The sequence below is a fragment of the Curtobacterium sp. BNK-1 genome, assembly GCF_048685235.1.
Taxonomy (GTDB): Bacteria; Pseudomonadota; Gammaproteobacteria; order Enterobacterales; family Enterobacteriaceae; genus Pantoea; species Pantoea agglomerans.
Genome location: NZ_JBLQTJ010000001.1, coordinates 1,838,350 through 1,864,412, shown reverse-complemented (window position 1 = coordinate 1,864,412; position 26,063 = coordinate 1,838,350). Strand labels below are relative to the sequence as shown.

Genomic DNA, 26,063 nt, shown 5'->3' with positions numbered 1-26,063 from the left:
AACCTTTCCAGCACTTATTTAATCTGAATCACATCCAGACGCGCGCTGGTATCCGGGGCATCCTCTTCATCAGCCCGCCAGCCAACAGGCTGCAGCGGCAGAGATTCCCGGTCAAAGGCGAGATCCCCGCCGTCAACCACCGCATCGCCATGCTTAATGCCTTTAAAATCGAACAGGTTGATATCCGCCATATGTGACGGCACCACATTCTGCATCGCGCTGAACATGGTTTCGATACGGCCAGGATAGCGCTTATCCCAGTCTCGCAGCATATCGGCCACCACCTGACGCTGCAGGTTCGGCTGAGAACCGCAGAGGTTACACGGAATAATCGGGAACTGACGCGCTTCTGAGAAGCGGATGATATCTTTCTCGCGGCAGTAAGCCAGCGGACGGATCACAATCTGCTTGCCATCGTCGCTCATCAGCTTTGGCGGCATGCCTTTCATTTTTCCGCCGTAAAACATGTTCAGGAACAGCGTCTGCAGAATGTCATCGCGATGGTGGCCCAGCGCAATTTTAGTACAGCCCAGCTCAGTTGCGACGCGATAGAGAATGCCACGGCGCAGGCGCGAGCAGAGTGAGCAGGTGGTTTTGCCTTCCGGGATCTTATCTTTGACGATGGAGTAGGTATCTTCTTCGATAATCCGATACTCAACGCCCTGCGACTCGAGATATTCCGGCAGGATATGCTCAGGGAAGCCCGGCTGTTTCTGGTCGAGGTTAACGGCAATCAGACTGAAGTTGACCGGCGCACTTTTTTGCAGACTGCGCAAAATTTCCAGCATGGTGTAGCTGTCTTTGCCGCCCGACAGGCAGACCATGATGCGGTCGCCTTCTTCAATCATATTAAAATCTGCAATGGCTTCGCCGACGTTACGACGCAGACGTTTTTGCAGTTTATTGAGGTTGTACTGTTCTTTCTTGTCAACCGTTTGATTATCTTGCATTTTTACCTATCTCAAAATCCAGAAAGCGTAGCTAAAGGGCAAATTGCCGTGCGCGTTCAGCCAGACACTTCACTGCGGTGTCACGAATATGCAGCGTATGGTACGGATTGTTGCCGCGAATGCCAGTACTGGAGTGAAGTAATCAGCGGATAGCCGCCCGGGAAATCCGGCAGAGACTACCCGTTAAGGGGGCAGCGACATAAATCGATGCGGCGGTACTCAGTGAAAAATGAGGGCGGGCCTTACCAGGTCATTACCCAAAAATTGCGGGCTGATGTGTCACGGATAGCGTTCAACTATACGATGTCAGCTGGCTGGCACAGCTTTCCACTGGCAATCGATTTCATCATTGTGCGCAGAACAGGATGGCAGTGATGCCTGGTAAGCATCAGCCCGCGCATTCTCTTTTTTTGCCGCACAACCCGCAGTCATAAAAATGATTGAGATAATTAACAGATATTTCATCAGAGCGACCCGTTAACAAAAAAAAGAGCATGCACCGCTATTAATCAATCATGCATAAACGGCGTTCTTTTTATGCTTATCTGATTTGAGAATTTCCTTCGAATTGTTGCTATAAATTCGCAGTGAGTTAAATATCCTGATGCACTGTTAATTTTATTAGCGCCTGAATCTGAAAAACGCTGCTGTTGAATATGCGTTGACACTGCCGGGTTATAATTGTGAATGCGTAACATGCACCGGCATCAGTGTTTTTTTGTATCCCATTAAATCTGAATCGATTTTACTGGCACATATCGCCACGTCCAAAACTGTTGCTTTTCAAAGCAGACGGGTGAAATTAAAGCCATTAAAGTGAATGTGAAAGTTAAAAAGGGCGGCTTTAATTTTTACACTCATAACTGTTTTTCCTGAGAGACCAGCTGTGACTTCATCGTTCCGCACATCATGGTAATGCGGGCAGCGTAACAAATCGTTAAATTGCTGGCTATATAGGTGAATAAGGACGGAGCAAACTTTAAATTCGATGAGACATCCGGTAAACACTCACGATATAAAAAATTATGGTGTCCGATTTATATTGACGCTGATGCTCTTTTTACTCTGCTATGTTGCAGTCATGTATTGCGGCGTTTTGTTGCTGGTAAACCGACACGGATTACTGCATTTCCTGCTGCACTGAATTTATTATTGCTAGCCACAGGCTTTAAAAATCCAGCGATAAGCATGATGTAAAAAATGTCTGAGCACTTCCAGCAAACTTTCAGCGCCTTCCCCCACCAGACACTGTCCGGTCTCAAGCGCATTATTTACGGAATTACGATGATCCAGGATCATCATGATGGCCATAGCGCCCGCAATCAGCGTAAAGATAAGCATGCTTAGTACTGGCCAGCTACTTTTACGTACAGAAGCGGACAGGGTTTCGTCACGATGGTCAGAGTTCTGGCGCATTTTTCACCGGATAAATGGTTACCTTAATAAACAATCACGGATTATGACATTAATTCCCGGCGGGCTCTATATCTCAGGTCAGGCTGCATGATGATGATAATAGATGAATCTGATGGAGAGGGCAGAAGGCAGTGCATACCGATAACTCCCTTCTGCAACGTCCTGGCGCTGAACGGCCTGTGTTCAGCAGGAATGATCTTTATGGAAAGGAATTTACATCATCTCCAGCGACTGAACTCCTTTGATCTCCATGACCTTATCGTAGAGGTGAGCATCGTTTGATTTGCGGGACAGCGTTACCTGAACGCTGAGCTCACACAGACCACTCTCCTCATCCCGATTAATCACCGTCACATTGCCATAGCGAATGCCTTCCCGCTGCATGACCAGCAGCACCAGCGGCACACTTTTGGGCTTAAGAAAAACCAGCAGCGTATGATGTTTACCGATGAGAAAATGGCTCAGGCGGCGGAAGACTTCCAGCACCACCAGCGCCAGCACCGTGCCATAAATGCCGATCTCATACATGCCGCTGCCAATCACCAGACCAATCGCCGCAGTCACCCATAATCCCGCCGCCGTGGTTAAGCCTTTCACCACCTGCTTCTGAATCATAATGGTGCCTGCGCCAAGGAAACCCATGCCGCTGACTACCTGGGCAGCAATACGACTGGGATCCAGTGCCACATGGTCACTATTGAGCATATCGGCGAAGCCATATTTCGATACCAGCATAAACATCGCACTGCCGATACCGACCAGAATATGGGTACGCAGTCCCGCTTCTTTGGCCCGCATCTGGCGCTCCATGCCGATCAGGCCGCCGAGAATACCGGCCAGCGCTATGCGAATTAACATATCCATTAACATGGCTTTACTCCGAATTAATAAGGGCCGAAAAAGGGTGACAGTTCAGCGATAACAGGTAAACAAGATAATTCTGCTTGCAAATGACGCCGGAGAATTTTGTAAAAAGCTGTTTCACCTCTCGACCCGTTGTGCTGCCTGACATATGCTGAGCCAGCCTTTTCCCCTACTTCCCGGAGTCCGACTGATGAAAGCAGCCACCTTTTTGCTGGCCGGTGCCGCGTTATTACTCTCTGCCTGCAGCAGCAACAGTGATGATAACGAGCCACCGCAACAAGCCACCGCCGCCCACATCCAGCCACGGGTGGTGATGTCTTCCCTGGCAGAAAGCACCTGTTCGAATGCGGGCGGAACGCTGGCATTTTCACATCAGCTGGATGGCTCGCGAGTGGGGATGTGTCAGTTAGTGAATGGACGTCGCTGTGATGAGCAGGCGTTAATTGGCGGGAGTTGCGCGCGCTGATGATCAGGCCGGATTGCTCCGGCCCGCACAGTCAGGCAGAGAGCCGGTTCGGGCAGTTTTCACCCCGGTCGAGCTGGCTGAGATTATTCAGTGTCGTTTCAGAAATGGCGGTCAGCGCTTCGGCGGTTAAAAACGCCTGATGGCCGGTGAACAACACGTTATGGCACGCCGACAGACGGCGGAACACATCGTCCTGAATCACATCATTCGACTTATCTTCAAAGAACAGATCACGTTCATTCTCATAAACATCCATGCCGAGCGCGCCGATTTTCTGCTGTTTCAGCGCGTCAATCGCCGCCTGTGAATCAATCAGGCCACCACGACTGGTGTTGATAACCATCACCCCATCACGCATCTGTTTAAACGCGTCGGCGTTGAGCAGATGATGATTCTCCGGCGTCAGCGGACAGTGCAGGGTAATGACGTGGGATTCAGCAAACAGCGTCTTCAGATCGACATATTCCGCGCCCAGTTCCAGCGCCTGCTCACTCGGGTAGGGATCATACGCCAGCAGCCGCATACCAAAACCTTTCAGAATCCGCATCGTCGCGATCCCGATTTTACCGGTACCGATAACACCCGCGGTTTTGTTATGCATGTTGAAACCGGTCAGACCGTCGAGCGAAAAGTTTGCGTCACGGGTACGCTGATAAGCGCGATGAATACGGCGATTCAGGGTCATCATCAGGCCGATAGTATGTTCAGCGACCGCTTCCGGTGAGTAGGCCGGCACGCGCACTACTTCCAGACCCAGCTCTTTTGCAGCAGCCAGATCAACATTATTGAAACCGGCACAGCGCAGCGCGATATATTTCACACCCAGCCCGGCCAGCTCTTCCAGCACCGGGCGACTGCCGTCATCGTTTACAAAGATACAGACGGCATCGCAACCCACAGCGGTTTTGGCGGTGCTTTCAGAGAGTAAAAAGTCAAAAAACACCAGTTCAAAGCCGAACTGCTGATTGACCTGCTCAAGGTATTTCTGATCGTAATGTTTGGTGCTGTAAACCGCGATTTTCATCGTTGTGCTCCTGCAGAGGTGATAGAGCAAGGATAACGTTTTCTGACTGACTTTGCTGAAACAGCTGACTTGTGTCCGGCGCAGACCTTCACCTCTGGCAGATTACATGCCATCATCGTTGTCAGGATACTGTAAGGAAAAGGATTATGGCTTTTATGCCACGGATGTTCCGGCGACGGCTGGCCGCCATTCTGGCGCTGATTCTGCTGCTGCTCGGCCTGATCTTGACTGTCACGCAATGGCTGCCGCGGCTGGTCGGCATCTGGCTACCTGAAGATACCCGCATTGAGCTGTCGGGCGCACCGCGCTGGCGGGAGGGTGGCCTGTGGTTGCCACAACTTCGTTATCTCGCAGGGGATTGCTCCCTGGCAACGGTAAAGGGGGTATCGCTGGGCTGGCATCAGTCGCGCTGGAAACTGAATGCGTCAGAGCTGACGCTGGATAGCACCTGCCTGCAAAAATTACCTGCCAGTGATGGCAGCACGGCAGCCCCCAAAACGCTGGCCGAATGGCAGGCAATGCTGCCTGGCGCCGACGTTCATCTGGGCAAATTAATTGTTACGCCGTGGCAGACGTATGCGGGCGCGCTGGATCTGACGCTGGAAAAAGATCGTCAGCAACTCAGTTATCAGGGCGATAATCTGCAGCTGGCGGCAACGCTGACCGGTCAGCAGCTCGCTATCAGTCGTCTGACGCTCACCCATCCTGCACTTCCTGAACCTGTCACGCTGAGTGGTCATCTGGCGTTACCCACCTTTGCCACCGATCTGCCGGTGAACGGCGAGGTGACCGGACAGCTGGCGCTGGACGCGCTGCCGCATCCCCTGAAGCTGACGCTTAACTGGCAGCATCAGCAGGGCGAGCTACGCGTGGCAATGGCCGAAGTGACCAGGCCGCTTCTCAGACTGCCGTGGCAGATCAGCCGCGATCAGATTCGGATTGAAAAGGGCGAATACTTCTGGCCGCTGGAGGCTCAGCCGCTATCAGGGTTTGTTAACCTGACGCTGGATAACTGGCAGTCTGGCCTTGAAAGTAGCCAGATTAGCGGTCGCGTTAACCTGCTGACCCAGGGACGCGGCGGCAAGGGCAACGTGGTGCTCGGCGTCGGTCCCGGCAACCTCAGCCTGACCAACAGCAACCTGCCGTTTCAGCTAACGGGCGAAAGCAAGCTGGCCGACCTGCAACTTTACGGCTCTATTCCGGGCGTGCTCAGCGGCTCGATCCTCGATCCTCAACTGGTGCTGCAACCTAAATCGCTGCTGCGCCTGCGGGGCCGGTTGCTGTCAACGCTGGAAGTGGACGAAGCGCGCTGGCCGCTGGCGGGCGTACGACTCTCCTCGCAGGGTATTGATGGCCGCCTGCAGGCCATTCTGAATGCGCACGATGCCAGTTTTGGCCGCTTCCGGTTGCATCTCGATGGCCGCGCCAATGATTTCTGGCCCGATAAGGGCGAATGGAACTGGCGCTACTGGGGAGGTGGCGAGATGCTGCCGCTGCAGGCGCGCTGGGATGTTAAAGGCACGGGCGGCTGGCACGACACCCTGATCCATCTGGATACCTTGTCCACAGGTTTTAATCAGCTGGCGTATGGCAGTGTCAACGTTGCAAAACCGCGTCTGACACTAACTAAACCGGTAAACTGGCAGCGTGATGCGGCGCATCCGGCGTTCAATGGGCATTTCCGCCTGCAGGCAGGAGAGACCCGCTTCAGCTATGGCGGACATCTGGCAGACTCCACGCTCGACTTTGAGGCTAAAGGTCGTGATCCCGGCTATTTTATCTGGCGAGGCAGTTTACAGGCGGGCAAGGTTGGCCCGCTGCGGGTTAACGGCCGCTGGGATGGCGAACGGCTGCGCGGCCAGGCCTGGTGGCCGGCACAGTCGCTGACGGTGTTTCAGCCGTTGCTCAGCCCCGACATGAAAATGCAGATCCAGGGCGGCCGTTTGCAGGCACAGGTCGCTTTTTCCGCCGCAAGTGAACAGGGTTTCCAGGCGGGAGGCCACTGGACGGTAAAACAGGGCAGCATCTGGACGCCTGACAGCCAGGTTAACGGTATCGACTTCTCGCTGCCGTTCAGATTCCATGAGCAGCAATGGCAGTTTGGTCAGCATGGCCCGGTATCACTGCGCATTGCCGAGGTTAAGAACCAGTTTGCGATGCAGAATATTCGCGCTGACCTGCAGGGTAACTGGCCGTGGTCTGAACAGGCGCCGCTGACGTTGCAGGATGTCAGCCTTGATCTGCTGGGCGGACAAATTACGCTGCCCGCTTTGCGCATGCCACAGCATGAGCCAGCCCGGGTGTCGCTGCGCAATATCAGCCTCAGCGAGCTGGTGACGGCGCTGAAACCTAAACAGTTTGCCATGTCGGGCAAGGTCAACGGTGAGCTGCCGCTGTGGCTCAATAATCCACACTGGCTGGTGGAGAAAGGGTGGATTGCCAACAGCGGTCCGCTGACCTTCCGGCTGGATAAAGATATGGCGGATGCGATTACCCGCAATAACGTGGCGACGGGCGCCGCGCTGGACTGGTTACGCTATATGGAAGTCTCCCGCAGCTGGGCCACGATCAATCTGGATAATCTTGGCGACCTCACCATGGAGGCGCAGGTGCAGGGCGTCAGCCAGTTCAGTAACCGTCGTCAGACGGTTAATCTCAACTATCATCATCAGGAAAACCTGTTTCAGCTCTGGCGCAGCCTGCGCTTTGGCGATAATTTGCAATCCTGGTTAGAGCAACATGCGAATTTGCCATCCAACAAGGACACTTCACCATGAGCCTGAGGGCACTACTGGTTCTGGCAGCCGGACTGCTGAGCATCGGCTGCGTGCCGCGCATTGAAGTCACGGCACCTAAAGATCCCATCACCATCAACATGAACGTGAAAATCGAACATGAGATCCACATCAAAGTCGATAAAGACGTGGAAGCGCTATTGAAAAACCAGAGCGGTCTGTTCTGAGGAGAGCAACGATGAAACGCATAAGCGCGGTGCTGTTCCTCGCCCTGACGATGGCGCAGCCTGCCTGGGCACTGACGCTGGATCAGGCGCGGCAATCGGGGCGGGCAGGTGAAACGCTCTCCGGCTATCTGGCGGCACGTGCGCAGGATAGTGAAACGCTGGCACTGGTGCAGCGTATTAATGCCGGACGTCAGCAGGAGTATCAGCGACTGGCAGAACAGAATAATCTATCCACGGCCGATGTCGCCAGTATTGCCGGACAGAAGCTGGTGAGCCGTGCGGCAGCGGGGGAATATGTGCGCGGCATTAACGGTCAGTGGCTGAGAAAAACGGCAGAGAGCAGTCAGTAACCGGCGAAAAAAACCGGGCGCATGGCCCGGTCTTTTACAGCGTCATCCTGAGATGAGTGAGACTTATGCCGTCACGATCTGCTTGATAGCGTCTTTCGCTTCAGCGGTCGCTTTGCTGGCCACTTCCGGACCGTAAGCGATGCCTTCAGCAAACACGAACTCAACGTCAGTGATGCCGATGAAGCCCAGGAACAGCTTGACGTAAGGGGTCAGCAGGTCAGTAGGGGTATCTTTGTGGATGCCGCCACGGCTGGAGATAACGACTGCCGTTTTGCCTTTAACCAAGCCTTCCGGGCCTGCTTCTGTGTAGCGGAACGTCACGCCAGCACGGGCAATCAGGTCGAAATAGTTTTTCAGCTGTGTCGGGATGTTGAAGTTGTACATTGGCGCGGCAATCACCACTTCATCATGAGCCTGCAGTTCTGCAATCAGTTCATCAGACAGGTCCAGAGCCTCCTGCTGACGAGGTGACAGCGGGGTATCAGAGGGACGCATTGCACCCACTAATTCGCCATCCAGTACCGGGATCGGGTTAGCCGCCAGGTCACGTACGGTAACCTCTTTACCCTGGGCCTTTGCCTGTTCGATGTAGAAGTCAGCGAGCTGGCTTGATTGTGAGTAGCCTGCAAGAATGCTTGATTTCAGAACTAAAACTTTGCTCATGGTGGTTTCCTGTCTGTTACGCGGAAGACTTTCCGCTCAATGGTTTACACTCTACGGTTATCGATGGCGCGGTGAAAGCGCAATATTTCGAGACCCATGTTCGAATTTATTGAATAAGCGTAACCGGGGCCAGCCGCCGGAACAGTTCAGAATGTGCTATGATGCGCGCAATTATTTTTTATTGAATCAGCTGGTTATCCCGGCTTGCAGGGCGCTGCTTCAGGCAGCGACACCGTCTGAGTAAGGTACGTCACTATTATGTCATCTCCCGATACTTCCCCACTGGCAGCGCTCTGGTCACGCCTCGACGGTGTAATGCTGCGCGATCGCCAGCGGTTACAGCGCCGTTTACAGGGTGCCAGAAAAGCTAAAAACCCCGAGGCACAGCAGGGCATTGCCAGCGAGCTTGAGCAGGACTTTATCGCTGCCGAGCAGCGCGTGGCCCAGCGCCGTGCGGCCACGCCAGCCATTACCTTCCCGGACAATCTGCCGGTCAGTCAGAAGCAGCAGGATATTGCTGAGGCGATTCGCGATCACCAGGTAGTGATTGTCGCCGGTGAAACCGGCTCGGGCAAAACCACGCAGCTGCCGAAAATCTGTCTGGCGCTGGGACGTGGTGTGACGGGTCTGATTGGTCATACGCAGCCGCGCCGTCTGGCCGCACGTACCGTGGCGAATCGCATTGCCGATGAACTCAGCACTTCGCTGGGCGGCTGCGTCGGCTATAAAGTACGGTTTAACGACCAGGTCAGTGACCTGACGCAGATTAAACTGATGACCGACGGGATTCTGCTGGCGGAGATCCAGCAGGATCGTCTGCTGATGCAATATGACACCATCATTATTGATGAAGCGCACGAACGCAGCCTGAATATCGATTTCCTGCTCGGTTATCTGCGTGAGCTGCTGCCGCGTCGCCCCGATCTGAAAGTGATTATCACTTCCGCCACCATCGATCCACAGCGTTTCTCGCGTCATTTCAATAATGCGCCGGTGATTGAAGTCTCAGGCCGGACCTATCCGGTTGAAGTGCGCTATCGGCCGGTGATCGAAGAGGCGGATGATGGCGATCGTGACCAGCTGCAGGCGATTTTTGATGCCGTAGATGAGCTGGGCCGGGAAAGTCGGGGCGATATCCTGATCTTCATGAGTGGTGAGCGTGAAATACGTGATACCGCCGACGCGCTGAACAAACGCGATCTGCCACACACCGAAGTGCTGCCGCTCTATGCACGGCTGTCGAACGCTGAACAGAACCGGGTGTTTCAGTCGCACAGTGGCCGTCGTATCGTGCTGGCGACCAACGTCGCGGAAACCTCACTGACGGTGCCGGGGATTAAATATGTGATCGATCCCGGTACGGCGCGTATCAGTCGTTACAGTTTCCGTACCAAAGTGCAGCGCCTGCCGATTGAACCGATATCACAGGCGTCTGCCAACCAGCGTAAAGGGCGTTGCGGCCGCGTATCAGACGGTATCTGTATCCGCCTTTACGCGGAAGATGACTTCCTGAGTCGTCCGGCCTTTACCGATCCTGAAATCCTGCGCACCAACCTGGCGTCAGTGATCCTGCAGATGACCTCGCTGGGCCTCGGCGATATCGCCGCCTTCCCGTTTGTGGAAGCGCCCGATAAGCGCAATATCCAGGATGGCGTCCGCCTGCTGGAAGAGCTGGGCGCGCTGACCCTGAACGAAGAGACCGGTCACTATAAGCTTACCGGTTCCGGGCGTCAGCTGGCGCAGCTGCCGGTGGATCCCCGCCTGGCGCGGATGGTGCTGGAAGCGCAGAAATTTGGCTGCGTGCGCGAAGTGATGATTATCACCGCAGGCCTGTCGATTCAGGACCCGCGTGAGCGTCCGGCAGATAAAAAACAGGCGTCCGATGAGAAGCACCGGCGCTTTGCCGACAAAGACTCCGACTTCCTCGCCTATGTGAATCTCTGGAACTACCTGGCGGAGCAGCAGAAAGCGCTGTCCGGGAATGTTTTCCGCCGCCAGTGCAAAAGCGATTTCCTTAACTATCTGCGCGTGCGGGAATGGCAGGATATCTACACCCAGCTGCGGCAGGTGGTGCGTGAACTTGGCATTCCGGTTAACAGTGAACCGGCTGAGCTGCAGCCCGTCCACTGCGCGCTGTTAAGCGGTCTGCTGTCGCATATCGGGCAGAAAGACACCGATAAGCAGGAGTATACCGGCGCGCGCAATACCCGCTTCGCGATCTTCCCTGGCTCCGGGCTGTTTAAAAAGCCGCCGAAGTGGACCATGGTAGCGGAACTGGTCGAGACCAGCCGCCTGTGGGGCCGCACGGCGGGCCGTATTGAACCAGAGTGGATTGAGCCGCTGGCACAGCATCTGATCAAGCGCAGCTACAGTGAACCGCACTGGGAGAAATCGCAGGGCGCGGTGATGGCCACCGAAAAAGTCACGCTCTATGGCCTGCCGATTGTCGCCGCCCGTAAAGTTAACTATGGCAGCATCGATCCCACCCTGAGCCGTGAACTGTTTATTCGTCACGCGCTGGTGGAGGGCGACTGGCAGACCCGACATGCCTTCTTCCGCGCAAACCAGAAGCTGCGCAGCGAAGTGGAAGATCTGGAACACAAATCCCGTCGTCGCGACATTCTGGTTGATGACGAAACGCTGTTTGCTTTTTATGACCAGCGCATTGGCAAAGAGGTGGTCTCAGCGAAGCATTTCGACAGCTGGTGGAAACAGGCCAGTCGCGAAAACGCAGAACTGCTGAATTTCGACAAGCAGATGCTGATCAAAGAGGGTGCGGATAAAGTCAGTCAGCTCGACTACCCCAACTTCTGGCATCAGGGCAACCTCAAACTGAAGCTGAGTTATCAGTTTGAGCCTGGCGCAGATGCGGATGGCGTGACGGTACATATTCCGCTGCCGCTGCTGAACCAGGTAGAGGATAGCGGTTTTGAGTGGCAGATCCCCGGTGTACGCCGTGAACTGATCATCGCACTGATTAAGTCGCTGCCTAAGCCGCTGCGCCGTAACCTGGTGCCTGCGCCCAACTACGCCGAGGCGTTCTTAGGAAGGGTGAAAGCGATGGAGATGCCGCTGCCTGATGCGCTGGCGCGGGAATTCCGCCGCATGACCGGCGTCACGCTGGAGCGGGAAAACTGGCAGTGGGAACAGGTGCCCGATCATCTGAAAATGACGTTCCGGGTAGTCGACGAGCACAACCGTAAACTGCTGGAAGGCAAAGATCTCACTGCGCTTAAGGCACAGCTGAAAGACAAAGTGCAGGAAACGCTGTCGAAAGTGGCGGATGACGGGCTGGAGCAGAGCGGGCTGCATATCTGGAGTTTTGGCGATCTGCCACGCAGTTATGAACAGAAGCGCGGCAGCTACCAGGTTAAAGCCTGGCCTGCGCTGGTGGACGAGAAAGAGAGCGTCGCCATTCGCCTGTTTGACAGCGAGCAGGAGCAGCAAAAAATGATGTGGCGCGGTCAGCGTCGCCTGCTGCTGCTGAATGTGCCGTCACCGGTTAAGTATCTGCACGAGAAGTTGCCGAACAAAGCCAAGCTCGGACTCTACTTTAACCCTTATGGCAAAGTGCTGGAGCTGATTGACGACTGCATCGCCTGTGGCATCGACAAGCTGATGGGGGAAGCGGGCGGTCCGGCCTGGGATCAAACCTCTTTTGAGCAGTTGCGTGACAAAGTGCGCGGCGAACTCAATGAAACCGTGGTGACCATCGCGAAGCAGGTCGAGCAGATCCTGACGGCAGTCTTCAACATTAATAAGCGTCTGAAGGGCCGGGTCGATATGACCATGGCGCTGGCGTTATCTGACATCAAAGCGCAGTTAAGTGGCCTGGTTTATCGCGGCTTTGTCACCGGCAACGGCTGGCAGCGACTGGCCGATACGCTGCGTTATCTGCATGGGATTGAGCGCCGACTGGAAAAACTGCCTGCCGATCCGCACAGCGATCGTGCGCGGATGTTAAAAGTGCAGGCAGTGGAGCAGGCTTATCAGGCGTGGCGCAACAAGTTGCCGCCGCAGCGTCAGGATGATGAAGAGGTGCAAAATATCCGCTGGATGATCGAAGAGCTGCGTATCAGTTACTTTGCTCAGCAGCTGGGTACGCCTTATCCCATCTCAGATAAGCGTATTCTGCAGATGATGGAGCAGATAGCGGGTTAAACGCCGGGATGCGCGCCGTAACCGGCGCGCATCCGATGATGGGGAGTGAGAGTGCGGACTACTGCGCCAGGGATTCCAGCTTATCTTTAAACGAGGTGACCGAAATCGCGCGGTTATCAGCCAGGTAGCGATCTTTCGCAGCCGGTGCTGAGCTTTGTACCGCGATTAACTGCCAGCCTTTATCGCTGTTGAGCAGCAGTGGCGAACCACTGTCACCTGGCAGGGTGTCACACTGATGCGACAGCACGGCGCGCTGCGCCCAGCCGGTGATCAGGCAATCGCTGTGAGAGTAAAGCGTGTCCAGATGATCAGCCGGATAGCCCGCCTGCGTTACTTTGCGTCCGGTCAACTTCAGCGCCGCAGTGAGATCGCTGCGTGAGCCGTCGAACAGCGGAATAGGCGTAATCGCTGAGGGCGGATTGCGTAAAATCACGATGCCGTAATCATAGGGGGCTGCACTGCTCGGCACGATCCAGCCTTCACCATCCGCTTTTAACTTTGACGCCAGCGAGGGTTCAACCCGCGCATCAATATCATGAAGCTCGTAGCGCCAGCCTTTATCGCTGGCCATAAATCGCAGCGCAACCGGCTTATCGAAATTACCCGGCGGGGCAAGCAGGCAGTGTCCGGCGGTCAGCGCCAGATGCGGAGAGATGAGTGTGGCAGTACAGAGGTTGCCGCTTTCGGTTTCCAGCTGACCAATGGCATCCCAGGGGGCAGCGGTAATATCGGTGATTGCCTGGCGATGATCCTTACCGAAAAACAGCATCTTAATTTCAGCAGGAGTAGGCGAGTCATCGTCATCATCGGCATGAACCGTGGTGGCAAAGCTGAAGAGTCCAACCATTAACAGGGTAGCCAGGCGCATAGAAATCTCAATGGCGAGAAAAAATTAACGTTATTGTTATTACGTAAGTACGGTAACTATAGTCGGTGAGCGTTGAAAAAGGGAGTTTTATTGGTTAATCAGTACGCTACAGCGGTTAAACAAAAAAGCTTGCTGCAACAATGCCACACAGGATCATCACCAGCAGAATAATTTCGAAGCGATAGCGACGCACCATATCATCCACTCCAGTAAAGAAACACCCGGCAGAACCGGGTGTTTTTAATCATCATCTCGTGGCCGTGCGCTGAAGGCGACCTTAGTTTTTAGCTGCTGGTTTCACAACTTTTTTGTGGTGAACTTTTTTAGCAGCCTGAGCTTTCTGTGCAGCTGGTTTAGCTACTTTTTTGTGGTGAACTTTTTTAGCAGCCTGGGCTTTCTGAGCGGCTGGCTGAGTGGCTTTTTTGTGGTGAACTTTTTTAGCGGCCTGGGCTTTCTGAGCAGCTGGTTTAGTGACTTTTTTGTGGTGAACTTTTTTAGCGGCCTGGGCTTTCTGTGCAGCAGGTTTTACCGCTTTTTTATGGTGAACTTTTTTAGCAGCCTGCGCTTTCTGCGCGGCATCTTTTTTCACAGCTTTTTTGTGGTGTTTCTTAGCAGCCTGCGCTTTCTGAGCCGCTTTATGGTGTTTCTTGTGCGCAGTTTTGTGAACGGTTTTAGCCGGTGCTGCAGCGGTAGTAGTGGTTGTTGCGGCTGGCGCAGCAGCTGGAGCAGCTGTGGTGTCAGCAGCGAAAGCAACAGAAGACATACCCATAGCAGCGGCGACAACCAGTGCAAATAATTTTTTCATTGCAAATCCCTCGAAGACTATTTTTTCATGTGTAGCCCACTGCGGGGCCGGTGAAGAGACTATAGGGATATCAATGAACGGTGTCCGTGGGTGTTTGGTATCGGCGTGTAACCGATTGTACAAAGGCGGGAAAGGGCGGTCAGCTGACCGCCCGAGAGCTTAGCTATTCAGGTAACGTTGTTCAAGGTGCTGGCGGAAGAAAGCCGGATTCAGCGCTTCGCCGGTGGCGTTGATCAGCAACTGGTCGGTGGAGAAACGGCTGCCGTGCTGCCAGATGTTCTGTTGCAGCCAGTCGAATACCGGCTGCAGCTCACCGTGCTGAATCAGCTCGCTGAGCTGAGGAATCGCAAGATGTACCGAGCGGAACAGCTGTGCGGCGTACATCGCGCCCAGCGTATAGGTCGGGAAGTAGCCAAAAGCGCCGTCGGTCCAGTGAATATCCTGCATACAGCCATCGCGGTAGTTACCCCGGGTATCCAGACCCAGCGACTGCATCATCTTCTCATCCCACAGTGCCGGGATATCCTCAACCTCAATCTCGCCTTCAATCAGCGCCTGCTCGATTTCATAACGCAGAATGACATGCGCCGGATAGCTGAGCTCATCGGCGTCAACCCGGATCAGGCCAGGCTTAACCTGCTGGGTCAGGCGTACAAAATTATCCGCCTGCAGGGCAGACTGGTCGCCAAAGGTGGCGATCACCTGCGGCAGAATGCGCTGCAGGAATTCGCGGCTGCGACCGAGTTGCATCTCCATAAACAGGCTTTGTGATTCGTGGATAGCGGTGGAGCGCGCCAGCGCCACCGGCTGCCCGCGCCACTGCTGCGGCAGATTTTGCTCATAGCGGGCGTGGCCGGTTTCGTGGATCACGCCCATCAGGGCGCTGAGAAACTCATTCTCGTTGTAACGGGTGGTAATGCGCACATCTTCCGGCACGCCACCGCAGAAGGGATGCGCACTGATATCCAGCCGGCCATGGTTAAAGTCGAAACCCAGCGTTTCCATGATGCTCAGGCCGAGCTGACGCTGAGCAGGCAGGGCGAACGGTCCCTGCGGCGTGACAACAGTCTGTTGCGCCTGTTTTTCCACGACCTGCTGTAACAGATCGGGCAGCCAGGTTTTCAGTTCGCCAAAGGTTTCATCCAGCCGGGCGCGGGTCATCCCCGGTTCATAAAGATCCAGCAGCGCATCGTAACGCGAGCAGCCAGTGGCGTCGGCGCGGCGCTGGGCCTCTTCGCGGCTCAGACGCACCACCTCTTTGAGATTGGCGGCGAAGCCCTGCCAGTCGTTGGCGGGACGCTGAGTGCGCCATGCATGTTCACATACCGAACCGGCGATTGATTTGGCTTCAACAAAATCATCAGGCAGCAGGGTGGCCTGCTGGTAAGCGCGCTGCATCTCGTTGAGATTGGCCCGCTCAACATCGTTGAGTGACTGCTGCTCTGCGGCCCTGAGCCACTCACCAACCTGAGGGGCAGTGAGGATCTGGTGCTGCAACACGCTCATTTCGGCCAGCGCTTCACCACGCGCCTGACTGCCGCCCGGCGGCATGGTGGTTTGCATGTCACATCCGGCGATGGCCGTGACGTGGCTGAAACGGGAAAGGCGCTGGAACGTCTTGGTAAGTTGTTGATACGCTGAGGTCACGTAAGACTCCTTGTGGTTTTTAACGCAGCGGAATTTCCCGCAAGGTTAGATCAACCGGCCAGCAAAAGCGAACGCTGGCGCCGCCCAGCGGACTGGATTCAATAGTCACATTGCCGCTCAGCGCCTGGGCAATAGAGTGCACAATCGCAAGTCCCAGTCCGCAGCCGCCTGTAGCGCGATCGCGGCTGGGGTCCAGCCGGACAAAGGGTTCGAAAACCCGTTCACGCTCTTCAGGCGGAATGCCGGGACCGTCATCTTCCACCTGCAGACACCCTATCGGACCGTCGAACCACAAACTGACGCGCAGCCGCTGTTGCGCATAACGCAGCGCATTGTTGACCAGGTTATCCAGTACCCGCTCCATCAGGCGGGTATCAGAAATGCCGATGTTTTCACGCTGCGGCAGCTCAAGGTCGAGCCGCACGTCGGGATTGATAGTGCGGAAATCGTCAAGCCGCTCGCGCAGCCAGTTGGCCAAATCCAGTGTTTTCAGATTGAGATCGACGCGCGGCCGATCAAGACGCGCATAGGTCAGCAGCTCCTCAATCAGGCTTTCGAGCTGGCCGATGTCGCGATTCAGCGCCACCCGTTCGCCATCCGTGAGGTTGTCGCTCATCTCCAGCCGGTAACGCAGGCGCACCAGCGGTGTGCGCAGCTCATGCGCAATACCGTCTATTAGCTGCTTCTTACTGGCAACCAGCGTATTGATGTTCTCGGCCATCTGGTTAAAGGCGATGCCGAGCCGGAAAAGGCTGGAGGTGCTGTCGAAATGGGTGCGCACGTCCAGCTCGCCACGGCCAAAGCGCTGAGCCGCTTTTTCCAGTCGCTGCATCTCCTGCCAGTGGGGGCGCAGCCAGATAAACACCGGCAGCGCCAGTGACATCCCTATAAAGATCAGCAGGGCAATATCCAGCAGTCGCATCTGATGCAGATAGAAGAGATAGGGAATCGGCCCTACTGACAATACGTAGTGGCTGCGCGGAATGTGCTGCAAAAAGGTGTATTGATCGTCGAGCGCCACGATCTCTCCGGCGCGCAACCGACGCATGTTGCCTTCATCAAGCTGATATTTGTTCATCGGTTCGATGTGCAGATCGAACGACAGGCCGAGATCGAGACTCTTGATGGTTTTATTCCAGTCACGCGGCGGGATCTCGCGCAGTTCGCTGCGGATCAGGTAGAGCGAACTGGCCATCAGGTCATTCATTGACTGGCGGCCCGCACGTTCAGCGGTGAACTTGTAGACCAGCCCCACCAGCAGCGCCATCACCAGAAAGCAGACAAACAGCAGCAGATAAAACTGAATAAAAAGCTTTCTCATAGTCCGCGGGTATCCCAGGCCTGGGGCGCAAACAGATAGCCTTTGTTACGAATGGTTTTAATGCGGAACGGCTCGGTGGCGCTGTCGTGCAGCTTTTTGCGCAACCGGGAGATGGCCACGTCGATGCTGCGGTCAAGGCCGTCATAGCTGACCCCGCGCAACGTTTTCAGCAGCGCATCACGGTTAAGCGTCTGGCCCGCATGGCTGGCGAGTACCCACAGCAGATCGAAATCCGCGGTGGAAAGGGCGATCTGCTCGTCAAACAGCGTGACCTGGCGGTTCAGCGCATCGATGGTCAGCGAGCCAAAACGCAGCATACGGTTGGCGGCGGGTGCGCTGGGCGCATCGTCCGGCTGTCCCTGCTGCGACTGACGCAGATGAAGGCGCAGGCGGGCCAGCAGTACCGCTGGCGGCGTGGTTTTCAGAATGTAATCCTGCGCACCCATCTCCAGGGCCAGAATATGGTTCATGTCGCTGTCCAGTGAGGTGAGCAACACGATCGGCCCCTGCCAGTTGGCCCGCAGGTCACGGCAGATAGTCATGCCATCTTTGCCTGGCAACATGATATCCAGCATCACCAGATCGGGCTGCTGTTCGGCAATGACCGCTTCAGCACGGTCGCCGCGCATCTCGACAATCACTTCAATATCATGACGACCCAGATAGGCCGCAATCAGTGAGCCCACTTCGGGTTCATCTTCTACATAAACAATTTTGTTCATAGTTCACAAAGCAGAGACAGGGATGGACGGAAGCATATCTTTTCCTGGTCCTGAGCTCTACGTTACCGCACGAAATATCCGTGGCTTGCTGGTATATAACCGGCAAAATGTGCAATCATTAGCGCGGCCTTTTTGCGCCAGGTTTGGGATATTGATGATTATCATGAGGAGCGTTAGTGTGTCTGATAAAGAGCTGGCATCAGCCATATACCCCGACCGCATCTGCTTCAATTACAGTGACTTTCTCTCCGCTTCCTGCAAAAAACGCTGGAGCTTCGTCGATGCTATTTATGGTGTGATGCCGATATTTGGCATGGTGACACGTAAATCGGCACACCGCTTACAGGGCAGTGACGACCCGTTAAAAGAATTAGCATTACAAATCATTTCTACTCAGGTCAGCGACGAAATTAATATCGCACGCCTGATTACCCTTGCGGAACAACAGCAGATTAGTCGCTTCGATATTCAGCTTCCTTATCCGCTTTCGGCGGAGCAGCTGGATGCGATCCATCATGAATATTCCAGGCCGCTGAATCTGACACAGCAGGATGACCTGCTGTGTGTCTCAATACCTGTGCAGTCGCACTGATAGCCTCTCCCATCAGGCTCTGAACCTGGGCAGTGCTCACCATCCTCACGTACTGTCTGTACGCCTGGTTGCTCCGCGCTGGCCGGGTTCGCACTGCCTGCAGCCATTACGCCTGCCGGGCCAGGCGCTAAGTCGTCAGCTGCCACACGGCGGGCAGCGTCGCGGCAATCAGCAATCCCATTGCAATCCGCTCCAGCGAAGTCAGCGCAAACTCTGCGCGGCCACCGCGTCGTGCAAACAGAAACAGCAGCAGGCCCGGTGTATAGAGCACCACAGACATCATCAGGTGCAATGGCCCCGAGGCGTAAAGCAGCCAGATGCCATAAAGGCTGGCACCGATACCGGTCGCCATCGCCAGCGGTTTATGCTGTCCGCGTACCACTTTGATCAGATATAACCCCACCAGCAGATAGGGCACCAGAATCATCTCAGAGGCGATGGTCAGCAGGTTGTTGTAATTTGCACCAGTCAGGGCAATCAGGATCAGGCAGAGCTGAATACTGCCGTTGGTCAGCCACAGTGAGGCGGCTGGCGCGTTATGGCGGTTTTGTCGGGCGATACTGCGTGGAAATGCACCCTGTTGCGCAGCAATCAGGGGCACTTCAGCGGCCATAATCGTCCAGCTCAGATAGGCACCGCACACCGAGATAACCAGACCCACCGCAATCACCGCATCGCCCCAGTTGCCCATCAGTCGGGTCATCAATCCCGCCATGGAGGGGTTACGCATCTGAGCCAGTTCAGCACGTGGAACCACGCCAAGCGACAGCAGTGTCACCAGCAGATAGACCAGCAACGCTGCCAGCACGGCGAATAGTGTAGCCCGGCCCACATCCTTTTTCTGGCGCGCGCGTGCAGAGACCACCACCGCCCCCTCGACGCCGATAAAGACCCACAGGGTAATCAGCATGGTCTGTTTGACCTGCTCCCATAGCGGTTGCCCTAGCGTGACGCCGGAAAAATCAAAGCGGAAGCGATCATAGTTGAACGCCATCACCGCCAGCACAATAAACAGCAGCAGCGGCACCAGCTTGCCGAGCGTCGCCATCAGATTAATGCTGGCAGCGGTCTGCACGCCGCGCAGCACCAGCCAGTGAACCAGCCACAGCAGCACGGATGCACCCAGCATCGCCTGCCAGGTGTTGCCATCGCCAAAGATAATCCGGTCCGGCGTATCGGTGAAGAAGCTCAGGGCAGAGAAGACAATCACCAGATAGGAGACGTTGGCGATCACGGCGCACAGCCAGTAGCCCCACGCGGAGCAGAAGCCCATCAGCTCGCCGAAACCGGCACGGGCATAGGTAAAGATGCCACCATCCAGCTCGGGTTTAAGGCGGGTCAGCAGCAGCATCGCCAGCGACAGAAAGATGATGCCGACGCCGGTAATCAGCCAGCCCAGCAGCAGCGCCGCCGGACCGGCCACTGCAGCCATATTTTGCGGCAGACTGAACACGCCTGCGCCCAGCATAGAGCTGAGCACCAGCGCCGTCAGCGCACCGAGACCTAATTTTTTCTCCAAAACAACCTTCCCGCTAGCATATATGGCTGGGTAAATCGGATTCTGTCGCTGGGTTATGTCACACCAAAGGCACAATACAGGGACAATATCCGGTAAAACAGGCGGAGGATTTTACGGAGTGTGGCAGGGGATGGCAATGCGTGACTATGCAAAACAGCGCAGGAATTATGCAAACAGCAGGGCGGCAGGCGCCGCCCTGAGAAGGATTACTTAAACAGGTCAGCCGTGACGGTCAGGTTACCGCCACTCTGGTTCTGCCACTGACGGGTAACGTGGTAGAACTTGGCACCTTTGTCCGCCGCACGCTTCGCCACTTCTTCTGAAATCTCAGTTGGCGTACCGAAGTGACCGGTGAAGGTTACGGTATCGAACGGCTGCATCTGAGCAGCAGTAATGGCATTCACTTCCTGCACCGATTTGCCGTTTGGCAGATTAACGGTATAGCGCTTGCCGGTAGAGCTTTGGGTTTCGAAGAAACGACCCACTTTGTTGCTTGGCGTTTCAGACGAGGCAACGCCTGGAATCTCTACGTTAGCCGCCGCAGCGCCACCGGTTGCCAGTGCGGCTTTACCCGCTTCTGAATCGGCAGGAATCGCATTTGGTGTCTGCACCGCGCGCTCTTTAGCATCCGCTTTATAGACATAGGCGGTGACATACTGATTGCCACCGCTGTTGGCATCGATCTGGCGAACGATAAAGAAGGAGGCTGCGCCTTTCTGTTTTGCGGCTTTCGAAATTGCGTCGTTTACATCCGGCTGGCTGGCAAAGAAGCCGCTGACCGAAACGGTATCGAAGGGTTCGAGTTTATACGCTTCTGCTTTTGGCAGTTCGTTTACGCCGTTGAAACGACGGTAAGTCGTTGACTCTGTGGCTGCCGGGGCATCGGCTTTATAGAGGTCAGCCGTAACGCGCCAGTTACCGCTGTTACCGTTGCTGTCGTTGATCGCCTGGATGTAATAAGAGGCCGCGCCCATCTGATCTGCACGCTTAGATACCGCATCGGCAGCGTCGCCAATTGCGTTGAAACGGCCGGTGATATTAATACGTTCGAATGGCTTCAACGCGGCCGCTTTTTCTGGCGTAAGTTCCTGCGCAGCGAATGCGTTGGCTGCCAGCAGGGACAACAGAGTGGTCGCCAGAATAGTGTTCTTCAGCTTCATAAAAATAATCCTTCGCCTTACGCAAAAATGAGTACGAAAACGTGCTGGACTCTTGATGTATAACAGAATAGCCGCTGATTATTGCATGTTATAAACAGACTGTCGCAGCGATTTTTTGTGTCAGATCGCGTTATTCAACCATGATTTTTTCATTTGTTTGTCATCAAATGCAGTTATGGCCAGTTTTAGTGACAGTTACCACTAAAAGCGGTAACTATTAGCGATAAAATAGTTAATGCATTGTTAAATAAAGGTTTTTGTTGTTGATTAATTCGTCCTCGTACAATTATCTCTGGCAGATTATCTGCCTGTGAGACTATTTTGCAGTGGGATAACGCAGGTTTCTTAACAGAACACTGCATAATTGGGTGAATGTCATCACTCTGCGTGGTCGCTGTAGATCGCTCGTCACATTTTCAGTAGCTTATAAACACTTTGAAATACCTGCGTTTCGTCCAAAAGCGGCTGAAATCGCGTTTCAGTCGCGCTCTCGTGGTGCAGGTTCGGGCCATCATCCTTTAACCGATGAAAGGAAACACTATGTTAATTGGAATACCCAAGGAAAGGTTGCCAAACGAGTCGCGCGTGGCCGCCACGCCTAAGACCGTGGAACAACTCATCAAGCTGGGTTTCAGCGTCACCCTTGAGCATGACGCCGGTAAACGCGCCAGCTTCGATGATGAAAGCTATATCGCAGCCGGTGCCACACTCAGCGACAGAGAGCAGGTCTGGCATTCCGATATCGTGCTGAAGGTGAATGCGCCGGATGACGAAGAGATTGCGCTGACGCGTGCGGGCAGCACGCTGGTCAGTTTTATCTGGCCCGCACAGAATCCCGAACTGCTGTCAAAGCTGGCCGCACGTCAGGTCACGGTAATGGCAATGGATTCAGTGCCGCGTATCTCACGGGCGCAGTCGCTGGATGCCCTGAGCTCTATGGCGAACATTGCCGGTTATCGCGCCATTGTCGAAGCCGCCCATGAATTTGGCCGCTTCTTTACCGGTCAGATCACGGCAGCCGGTAAAGTGCCACCGGCAAAAGTGATGGTGATTGGGGCCGGTGTTGCCGGGCTGGCCGCGATTGGCGCAGCGGGCAGCCTGGGTGCGATTGTCCGGGCGTTTGATACCCGTCCCGAAGTCAAAGAGCAGGTGCAGAGTATGGGCGCCGAATTCCTCGAGCTCGACTTTGAAGAGGAAGCGGGCAGCGGCGACGGCTATGCCAAAGTCATGTCCGAGGCTTTCATCAAAGCTGAGATGGCGCTGTTTGCCAGTCAGGCCAGAGACGTGGACATCATTGTCACCACGGCGCTGATCCCAGGCAAACCGGCTCCGAAACTGATCACCGAAGAGATGGTCGCCAGCATGAAGCCGGGCAGCGTCATTGTTGATCTGGCGGCGCAGACCGGCGGCAACTGCGCGCTGACCGTCGCTGACCAGGTTACCGTCACGCCGAATGGCGTGAAAATCATCGGTTACACCGATCTGCCCAGCCGTCTGGCGACACAATCCTCCCAGCTCTACGGCACCAATCTGGTCAATCTGATCAAGCTGCTGTGTAAAGAGAAAAATGGCGAAATCCAGGTCGATTTCGAAGATGTGGTGGTGCGTGGCGTCACCGTGGTACGCGATGGCGAAGTGACCTGGCCAGCCCCGCCGATTCAGGTCTCCGCCGCGCCACAGGCTGCCGCTGCCGCCGCCAAGCCGTCAGAAAAGATTGAGGCGAAGCCCGTTTCACCGTGGCGTAAATATCTGCTGATCGCCCTGGCTATTGTGCTGTTTGGCTGCCTGGCAAACGTGGCACCGGCCGACTTCCTCTCCCATTTTACCGTGTTCGCGCTCGCCTGCGTGGTGGGGTATTACGTGGTCTGGAACGTCAGTCATGCGCTGCATACACCGCTGATGTCCGTAACCAATGCCATTTCCGGCATCATTGTTATCGGTGCGGTCTTGCAGATGGGCCACGGTGGCTGGGTCACCTTTATCTCCTTTATTGCCGTGCTGATTGCCAGCATCAATATCTTTGGTGGCTTCACCGTCACCCAGCGCATGCTGAAAATGTTTCGTAAGGGGTAACACATGTCTGGCGGATTAGTCACTGCAGCCTATATTGTGGCTGCGATTCTGTTCATCTGTAGCCTTGCTGGTCTTTCGCGTCATGAGACCTCAAAGCGGGGTAATATTTTCGGTATCAGCGGTATGGCGATTGCGCTGATCGCCACCATATTTGGCCCGGACAGCGGTAATGTGGTCTGGATCCTGCTGGCGATGGTCATCGGCGGCGCTATCGGCATTCGTCTGGCGAAGAAAGTCGAAATGACGGAAATGCCAGAGCTGGTGGCGATTCTGCACAGCTTTGTTGGCCTGGCCGCAGTGCTGGTGGGCATCAACAGCTATATCGACCATGCGCCTGGCCTGCCAGCGGTGATGGAGAATATCCATCTCAGCGAAGTGTTTATCGGTATCTTTATCGGTGCCGTCACCTTCACCGGCTCGCTGGTGGCGTTTGGCAAACTGTGCGGCAAAATCTCTTCACGGCCATTAGCGTTACCGCATCGTCACAAGCTGAATCTGCTGGCGCTGGTGGTTTCGTTCCTGCTGCTGCTGTGGTTTGTTAACACCAGCAGCACGGCTGTGCAGGTGTTTGCACTCTTGCTGATGACGGTCATTGCGCTGGCGTTTGGCTGGCATCTCGTCGCGTCGATTGGCGGCGCGGATATGCCGGTCGTGGTCTCGATGCTTAACTCCTATTCAGGCTGGGCCGCCGCCGCTGCTGGTTTCATGTTGAGCAACGATCTGCTGATTGTGACCGGTGCGCTGGTGGGGTCATCCGGTGCGATCCTCTCCTACATCATGTGCAAAGCGATGAACCGTTCGTTTATCAGCGTGATAGCGGGCGGGTTTGGTACTGAAGCCAGCAGTGGCGATGAAAGTCAGGAAGCGGGGGAGCATCGTGAGATTACGGCTGAAGAGACCGCTGAGATGCTCAAGGCTTCCAGCTCGGTGATTATCACCCCAGGCTACGGCATGGCGGTAGCGCAGGCGCAGTATCCGGTCGCGGAAATGACTGCCCGACTGCGTGCGCTTGGCATCAAAGTGCGCTTCGGTATCCATCCGGTGGCGGGGCGTCTGCCGGGTCACATGAACGTGCTGCTGGCAGAGGCGAAAGTGCCTTATGACGTGGTGCTGGAGATGGATGAGATCAACGACGATTTCAGTGACACCGACACGGTGCTGGTCATCGGCGCTAACGACACGGTCAACCCGGCGGCGCAGGATGATCCCCGCAGTCCGATTGCGGGCATGCCGGTGCTGGAAGTGTGGAAGGCGCACAACGTGATAGTGTTCAAACGCTCAATGAACACTGGCTATGCCGGGGTGCAGAATCCGCTGTTCTTCAAAGAGAATAGCCAGATGCTGTTTGGCGATGCCAAAGCCAGCGTGGAAGCGATTCTTAAAGCGCTGTAATAAAAAAGGGCGGCTAATCAGCCGCCCTCTCTGTTTCTGAGGAGGATTAATCCTCCTCATCCTCTTCATCATCCAGGTCAATCGGCGATTTGAAATCGTCCGGCTTAAGCGCCAGCAGATCGCAACGCAGATGATCAATCACCTGTTCCGCCGTATTACCGAGGAATGCCGCCGACAGGCCGGTGCGTCCAATCGTTCCCAGCACCACCACACCGGCTCCCAGATGTGCCGCCAGATCGGGGATGACCTCTTCCGGCAGGCCCTTAGCCACATGGGTGAACTCTTCACCAATCGAGAACTTCTGCCGTAGCGCTTTCATTGCCACCAGATGCTGACCACGGATCGCGTCGTTGTAGACGCTGGGATCAAAATCGGGCAGTTCGATAGCAATATTGATAGGGGTAATCGGGTAGGCGCCGACCAGATGCACTTCGGTCTGATTCACCTTTTCCGCCAGTATCACCGTTTCACGAATCAGCTTCTGATTCAGGCCATCGTGATGCGGCTCTTCGCTGGCAAGATTGACCGCGACAATCGCTTTACCGCCTTCCGGCCACGGCTGATCTTTGACCATCCACACCGGACACGGGCATTTACGCAGCAGGTGCCAGTCGGTTGGAGTGAAAATCACTGACTCAAGGCGATCGTGCTGATGCGCCATCTTCAGCACCAGGTCATGCTGATGGGCGAGCACTTCCTGAATAATGGCTTCATAGGGACGGTTGTGCCAGATCACTTTGATGTCAATTTCGACACCGGCATCAAGGTAAGCGCGGGCCTGCTCGCGGATCCATTCGGTACGCTGGCTGATCACGCCCTGGCGCATCGACGCGCGCTCATCCGGCGAAAGCAGGGTGGTCATCTCATATGAGAAGTCATAGATAGGCAGGAAGGCTTTGATTCTTCCGCCAAGACGTTGATTCAGATAGACCGCACGTCGCAGCGCGGGCTGATCGTCTTGCTGGGCATCAATGGCGACCAGAACATTTTGGTACTGGGACATGAGGCGTTCTCCTTAAACCAGAGCGACTGGAATAAAGATAGCCTATGTTGCACAGCGGAAGAAGTGAAAAAGTTACTGCCGGATCAACAAAATAAGATTTATTGA

The 26,063-nt window shown here is 55.1% G+C and carries 22 protein-coding genes; 8 read left to right on the top strand and 14 right to left on the bottom strand.

What is annotated here, in order from left to right; genetic code table 11:
- Positions 1–14: 14 nt before the first annotated feature.
- The 3 genes from ttcA to ACMGGP_RS08840 all read right to left on the bottom strand — a co-directional run bounded on the left by ttcA (position 15) and on the right by ACMGGP_RS08840 (position 3,224).
- Positions 15–950 carry a tRNA 2-thiocytidine(32) synthetase TtcA gene (ttcA, locus tag ACMGGP_RS08850; protein ID WP_039386354.1) on the bottom strand — a complete coding sequence of 312 codons (936 nt, stop codon included), beginning with the start codon at positions 948–950 and terminating at the stop codon, positions 15–17.
- A gap of 1,155 nt (positions 951–2,105) precedes the next feature.
- Positions 2,106–2,366 carry a hypothetical protein gene (locus tag ACMGGP_RS08845; RefSeq protein WP_033771847.1) on the bottom strand — a complete coding sequence of 87 codons (261 nt, stop codon included), beginning with the start codon at positions 2,364–2,366 and terminating at the stop codon, positions 2,106–2,108.
- 213 nt (positions 2,367–2,579) lie between these two features.
- On the bottom strand, positions 2,580–3,224 hold the full coding sequence (locus tag ACMGGP_RS08840; protein WP_498798369.1) for an MgtC/SapB family protein: 645 nt from the start codon (positions 3,222–3,224) through the stop codon (positions 2,580–2,582).
- Positions 3,225–3,420: 196 nt separating this feature from the next.
- On the opposite strand from ACMGGP_RS08840, the gene ACMGGP_RS08835 reads away from it, so the two are divergent.
- The gene (locus tag ACMGGP_RS08835) at positions 3,421–3,696 is read left to right on the top strand and encodes a putative hemolysin (RefSeq protein ID WP_498798368.1); all 276 of its coding nucleotides are present in this window, start codon (positions 3,421–3,423) and stop codon (positions 3,694–3,696) included.
- A gap of 31 nt (positions 3,697–3,727) precedes the next feature.
- On the opposite strand, the gene ACMGGP_RS08830 is transcribed toward ACMGGP_RS08835, so the two are convergent.
- Entirely contained in the window at positions 3,728–4,720 is a 993-nt protein-coding gene (locus ACMGGP_RS08830) for a 2-hydroxyacid dehydrogenase (RefSeq protein ID WP_010244644.1), read from the bottom strand.
- Between the two features lie 146 nt (positions 4,721–4,866).
- Here ACMGGP_RS08830 and ACMGGP_RS08825 point away from each other — a divergent pair, with 146 nt between their 5' ends.
- From ACMGGP_RS08825 to ACMGGP_RS08815, 3 genes are read left to right on the top strand one after another with little or no spacing between them, the layout of a single operon-like run.
- The gene (locus ACMGGP_RS08825; RefSeq protein ID WP_409389433.1) at positions 4,867–7,497 is read left to right on the top strand and encodes a YdbH family protein; all 2,631 of its coding nucleotides are present in this window, start codon (positions 4,867–4,869) and stop codon (positions 7,495–7,497) included.
- Positions 7,494–7,682, top strand: coding sequence for a YnbE family lipoprotein (locus ACMGGP_RS08820; RefSeq protein WP_009090058.1), 189 nt, complete (start codon positions 7,494–7,496; stop codon positions 7,680–7,682). Before ACMGGP_RS08825 ends, ACMGGP_RS08820 begins: the two co-directional genes overlap by 4 nt.
- Positions 7,683–7,693: 11 nt before the next feature.
- Complete coding sequence (locus ACMGGP_RS08815) at positions 7,694–8,032, top strand: YdbL family probable chaperone protein (RefSeq protein WP_010244649.1); 339 nt, start codon at positions 7,694–7,696, stop codon at positions 8,030–8,032.
- A gap of 63 nt (positions 8,033–8,095) precedes the next feature.
- On the opposite strand, the gene azoR is transcribed toward ACMGGP_RS08815, so the two are convergent.
- Positions 8,096–8,695, bottom strand: a complete 600-nt coding sequence (gene azoR / locus ACMGGP_RS08810; RefSeq protein ID WP_010244651.1) for an FMN-dependent NADH-azoreductase — start codon at positions 8,693–8,695, stop codon at positions 8,096–8,098.
- Positions 8,696–8,953: 258 nt separating this feature from the next.
- On the opposite strand from azoR, the gene hrpA reads away from it, so the two are divergent.
- Positions 8,954–12,856: an ATP-dependent RNA helicase HrpA gene (gene hrpA / locus ACMGGP_RS08805; RefSeq protein WP_050679891.1), complete on the top strand. Its 3,903-nt coding sequence runs from the start codon at positions 8,954–8,956 to the stop codon at positions 12,854–12,856.
- Between the two features lie 58 nt (positions 12,857–12,914).
- Here the strand turns inward: hrpA and ACMGGP_RS08800 are convergent, their stop codons facing one another.
- From ACMGGP_RS08800 to rstA, 6 genes are all read right to left on the bottom strand, one after another.
- Positions 12,915–13,724 (bottom strand): trypsin-like serine peptidase, encoded by an 810-nt coding sequence (locus tag ACMGGP_RS08800; RefSeq protein ID WP_010670211.1) that lies wholly within the window; start codon positions 13,722–13,724, stop codon positions 12,915–12,917.
- A gap of 115 nt (positions 13,725–13,839) precedes the next feature.
- Positions 13,840–13,920 (bottom strand): small membrane protein YdgU, encoded by an 81-nt coding sequence (ydgU, locus tag ACMGGP_RS08795; RefSeq protein ID WP_010244657.1) that lies wholly within the window; start codon positions 13,918–13,920, stop codon positions 13,840–13,842.
- 81 nt (positions 13,921–14,001) lie between these two features.
- Positions 14,002–14,529, bottom strand: a complete 528-nt coding sequence (asr, locus tag ACMGGP_RS08790) for an acid resistance repetitive basic protein Asr (RefSeq protein ID WP_072171253.1) — start codon at positions 14,527–14,529, stop codon at positions 14,002–14,004.
- Between the two features lie 159 nt (positions 14,530–14,688).
- The gene (locus ACMGGP_RS08785) at positions 14,689–16,176 is read right to left on the bottom strand and encodes a carboxypeptidase M32 (RefSeq protein ID WP_201499320.1); all 1,488 of its coding nucleotides are present in this window, start codon (positions 16,174–16,176) and stop codon (positions 14,689–14,691) included.
- A gap of 19 nt (positions 16,177–16,195) precedes the next feature.
- Positions 16,196–17,497 carry a two-component system sensor histidine kinase RstB gene (gene rstB, locus ACMGGP_RS08780; RefSeq protein WP_010244663.1) on the bottom strand — a complete coding sequence of 434 codons (1,302 nt, stop codon included), beginning with the start codon at positions 17,495–17,497 and terminating at the stop codon, positions 16,196–16,198.
- Positions 17,494–18,219: a two-component system response regulator RstA gene (rstA, locus tag ACMGGP_RS08775; protein ID WP_010244666.1), complete on the bottom strand. Its 726-nt coding sequence runs from the start codon at positions 18,217–18,219 to the stop codon at positions 17,494–17,496. Before rstA ends, rstB begins: the two co-directional genes overlap by 4 nt.
- A 178-nt stretch (positions 18,220–18,397) precedes the next feature.
- On the opposite strand from rstA, the gene ACMGGP_RS08770 reads away from it, so the two are divergent.
- Positions 18,398–18,811 carry a hypothetical protein gene (locus tag ACMGGP_RS08770; RefSeq protein ID WP_010244668.1) on the top strand — a complete coding sequence of 138 codons (414 nt, stop codon included), beginning with the start codon at positions 18,398–18,400 and terminating at the stop codon, positions 18,809–18,811.
- A 127-nt stretch (positions 18,812–18,938) separates the two neighbouring features.
- Here ACMGGP_RS08770 and ACMGGP_RS08765 read toward each other — a convergent pair whose 3' ends face one another.
- Positions 18,939–20,330, bottom strand: coding sequence for a basic amino acid/polyamine antiporter (locus ACMGGP_RS08765; RefSeq protein ID WP_033757764.1), 1,392 nt, complete (start codon positions 20,328–20,330; stop codon positions 18,939–18,941).
- A 206-nt stretch (positions 20,331–20,536) separates the two neighbouring features.
- Positions 20,537–21,490 (bottom strand): DUF1471 family protein YdgH, encoded by a 954-nt coding sequence (gene ydgH / locus ACMGGP_RS08760; RefSeq protein WP_010244673.1) that lies wholly within the window; start codon positions 21,488–21,490, stop codon positions 20,537–20,539.
- Between the two features lie 540 nt (positions 21,491–22,030).
- On the opposite strand from ydgH, the gene pntA reads away from it, so the two are divergent.
- Together pntA and pntB are read left to right on the top strand one after the other, a co-directional pair.
- A complete protein-coding gene (pntA, locus tag ACMGGP_RS08755; RefSeq protein WP_187511979.1) occupies positions 22,031–23,563 on the top strand; it encodes a Re/Si-specific NAD(P)(+) transhydrogenase subunit alpha in 1,533 nt (510 codons plus the stop codon).
- Positions 23,564–23,566: 3 nt separating this feature from the next.
- Positions 23,567–24,955 (top strand): Re/Si-specific NAD(P)(+) transhydrogenase subunit beta, encoded by a 1,389-nt coding sequence (pntB, locus tag ACMGGP_RS08750; RefSeq protein ID WP_010670206.1) that lies wholly within the window; start codon positions 23,567–23,569, stop codon positions 24,953–24,955.
- A gap of 46 nt (positions 24,956–25,001) precedes the next feature.
- Here pntB and uspE read toward each other — a convergent pair whose 3' ends face one another.
- Entirely contained in the window at positions 25,002–25,958 is a 957-nt protein-coding gene (gene uspE / locus ACMGGP_RS08745) for a universal stress protein UspE (RefSeq protein ID WP_010244683.1), read from the bottom strand.
- Between the last annotated feature and the right edge of the window lie 105 nt (positions 25,959–26,063).

What these genes read in the sequence shown, in the direction of transcription:
- ACMGGP_RS08830 (WP_010244644.1), bottom strand. Translation starts at nt 4,720, where the DNA reads ATGAAAATCGCGGTTTACAGCACCAAACATTACGATCAGAAATACCTT.
- ydgU (WP_010244657.1), bottom strand. Translation starts at nt 13,920, where the DNA reads ATGGTGCGTCGCTATCGCTTCGAAATTATTCTGCTGGTGATGATCCTG.
- pntB (WP_010670206.1), top strand. Translation starts at nt 23,567, where the DNA reads ATGTCTGGCGGATTAGTCACTGCAGCCTATATTGTGGCTGCGATTCTG.
- rstB (WP_010244663.1), bottom strand. Translation starts at nt 17,497, where the DNA reads ATGAGAAAGCTTTTTATTCAGTTTTATCTGCTGCTGTTTGTCTGCTTT.
- pntA (WP_187511979.1), top strand. Translation starts at nt 22,031, where the DNA reads ATGTTAATTGGAATACCCAAGGAAAGGTTGCCAAACGAGTCGCGCGTG.
- rstA (WP_010244666.1), bottom strand. Translation starts at nt 18,219, where the DNA reads ATGAACAAAATTGTTTATGTAGAAGATGAACCCGAAGTGGGCTCACTG.
- ACMGGP_RS08845 (WP_033771847.1), bottom strand. Translation starts at nt 2,366, where the DNA reads ATGCGCCAGAACTCTGACCATCGTGACGAAACCCTGTCCGCTTCTGTA.
- ACMGGP_RS08820 (WP_009090058.1), top strand. Translation starts at nt 7,494, where the DNA reads ATGAGCCTGAGGGCACTACTGGTTCTGGCAGCCGGACTGCTGAGCATC.
- uspE (WP_010244683.1), bottom strand. Translation starts at nt 25,958, where the DNA reads ATGTCCCAGTACCAAAATGTTCTGGTCGCCATTGATGCCCAGCAAGAC.
- ydgH (WP_010244673.1), bottom strand. Translation starts at nt 21,490, where the DNA reads ATGAAGCTGAAGAACACTATTCTGGCGACCACTCTGTTGTCCCTGCTG.
- ACMGGP_RS08840 (WP_498798369.1), bottom strand. Translation starts at nt 3,224, where the DNA reads ATGTTAATTCGCATAGCGCTGGCCGGTATTCTCGGCGGCCTGATCGGC.
- ACMGGP_RS08815 (WP_010244649.1), top strand. Translation starts at nt 7,694, where the DNA reads ATGAAACGCATAAGCGCGGTGCTGTTCCTCGCCCTGACGATGGCGCAG.
- ttcA (WP_039386354.1), bottom strand. Translation starts at nt 950, where the DNA reads ATGCAAGATAATCAAACGGTTGACAAGAAAGAACAGTACAACCTCAAT.
- ACMGGP_RS08800 (WP_010670211.1), bottom strand. Translation starts at nt 13,724, where the DNA reads ATGCGCCTGGCTACCCTGTTAATGGTTGGACTCTTCAGCTTTGCCACC.
- hrpA (WP_050679891.1), top strand. Translation starts at nt 8,954, where the DNA reads ATGTCATCTCCCGATACTTCCCCACTGGCAGCGCTCTGGTCACGCCTC.
- azoR (WP_010244651.1), bottom strand. Translation starts at nt 8,695, where the DNA reads ATGAGCAAAGTTTTAGTTCTGAAATCAAGCATTCTTGCAGGCTACTCA.
- ACMGGP_RS08825 (WP_409389433.1), top strand. Translation starts at nt 4,867, where the DNA reads ATGGCTTTTATGCCACGGATGTTCCGGCGACGGCTGGCCGCCATTCTG.
- asr (WP_072171253.1), bottom strand. Translation starts at nt 14,529, where the DNA reads ATGAAAAAATTATTTGCACTGGTTGTCGCCGCTGCTATGGGTATGTCT.
- ACMGGP_RS08835 (WP_498798368.1), top strand. Translation starts at nt 3,421, where the DNA reads ATGAAAGCAGCCACCTTTTTGCTGGCCGGTGCCGCGTTATTACTCTCT.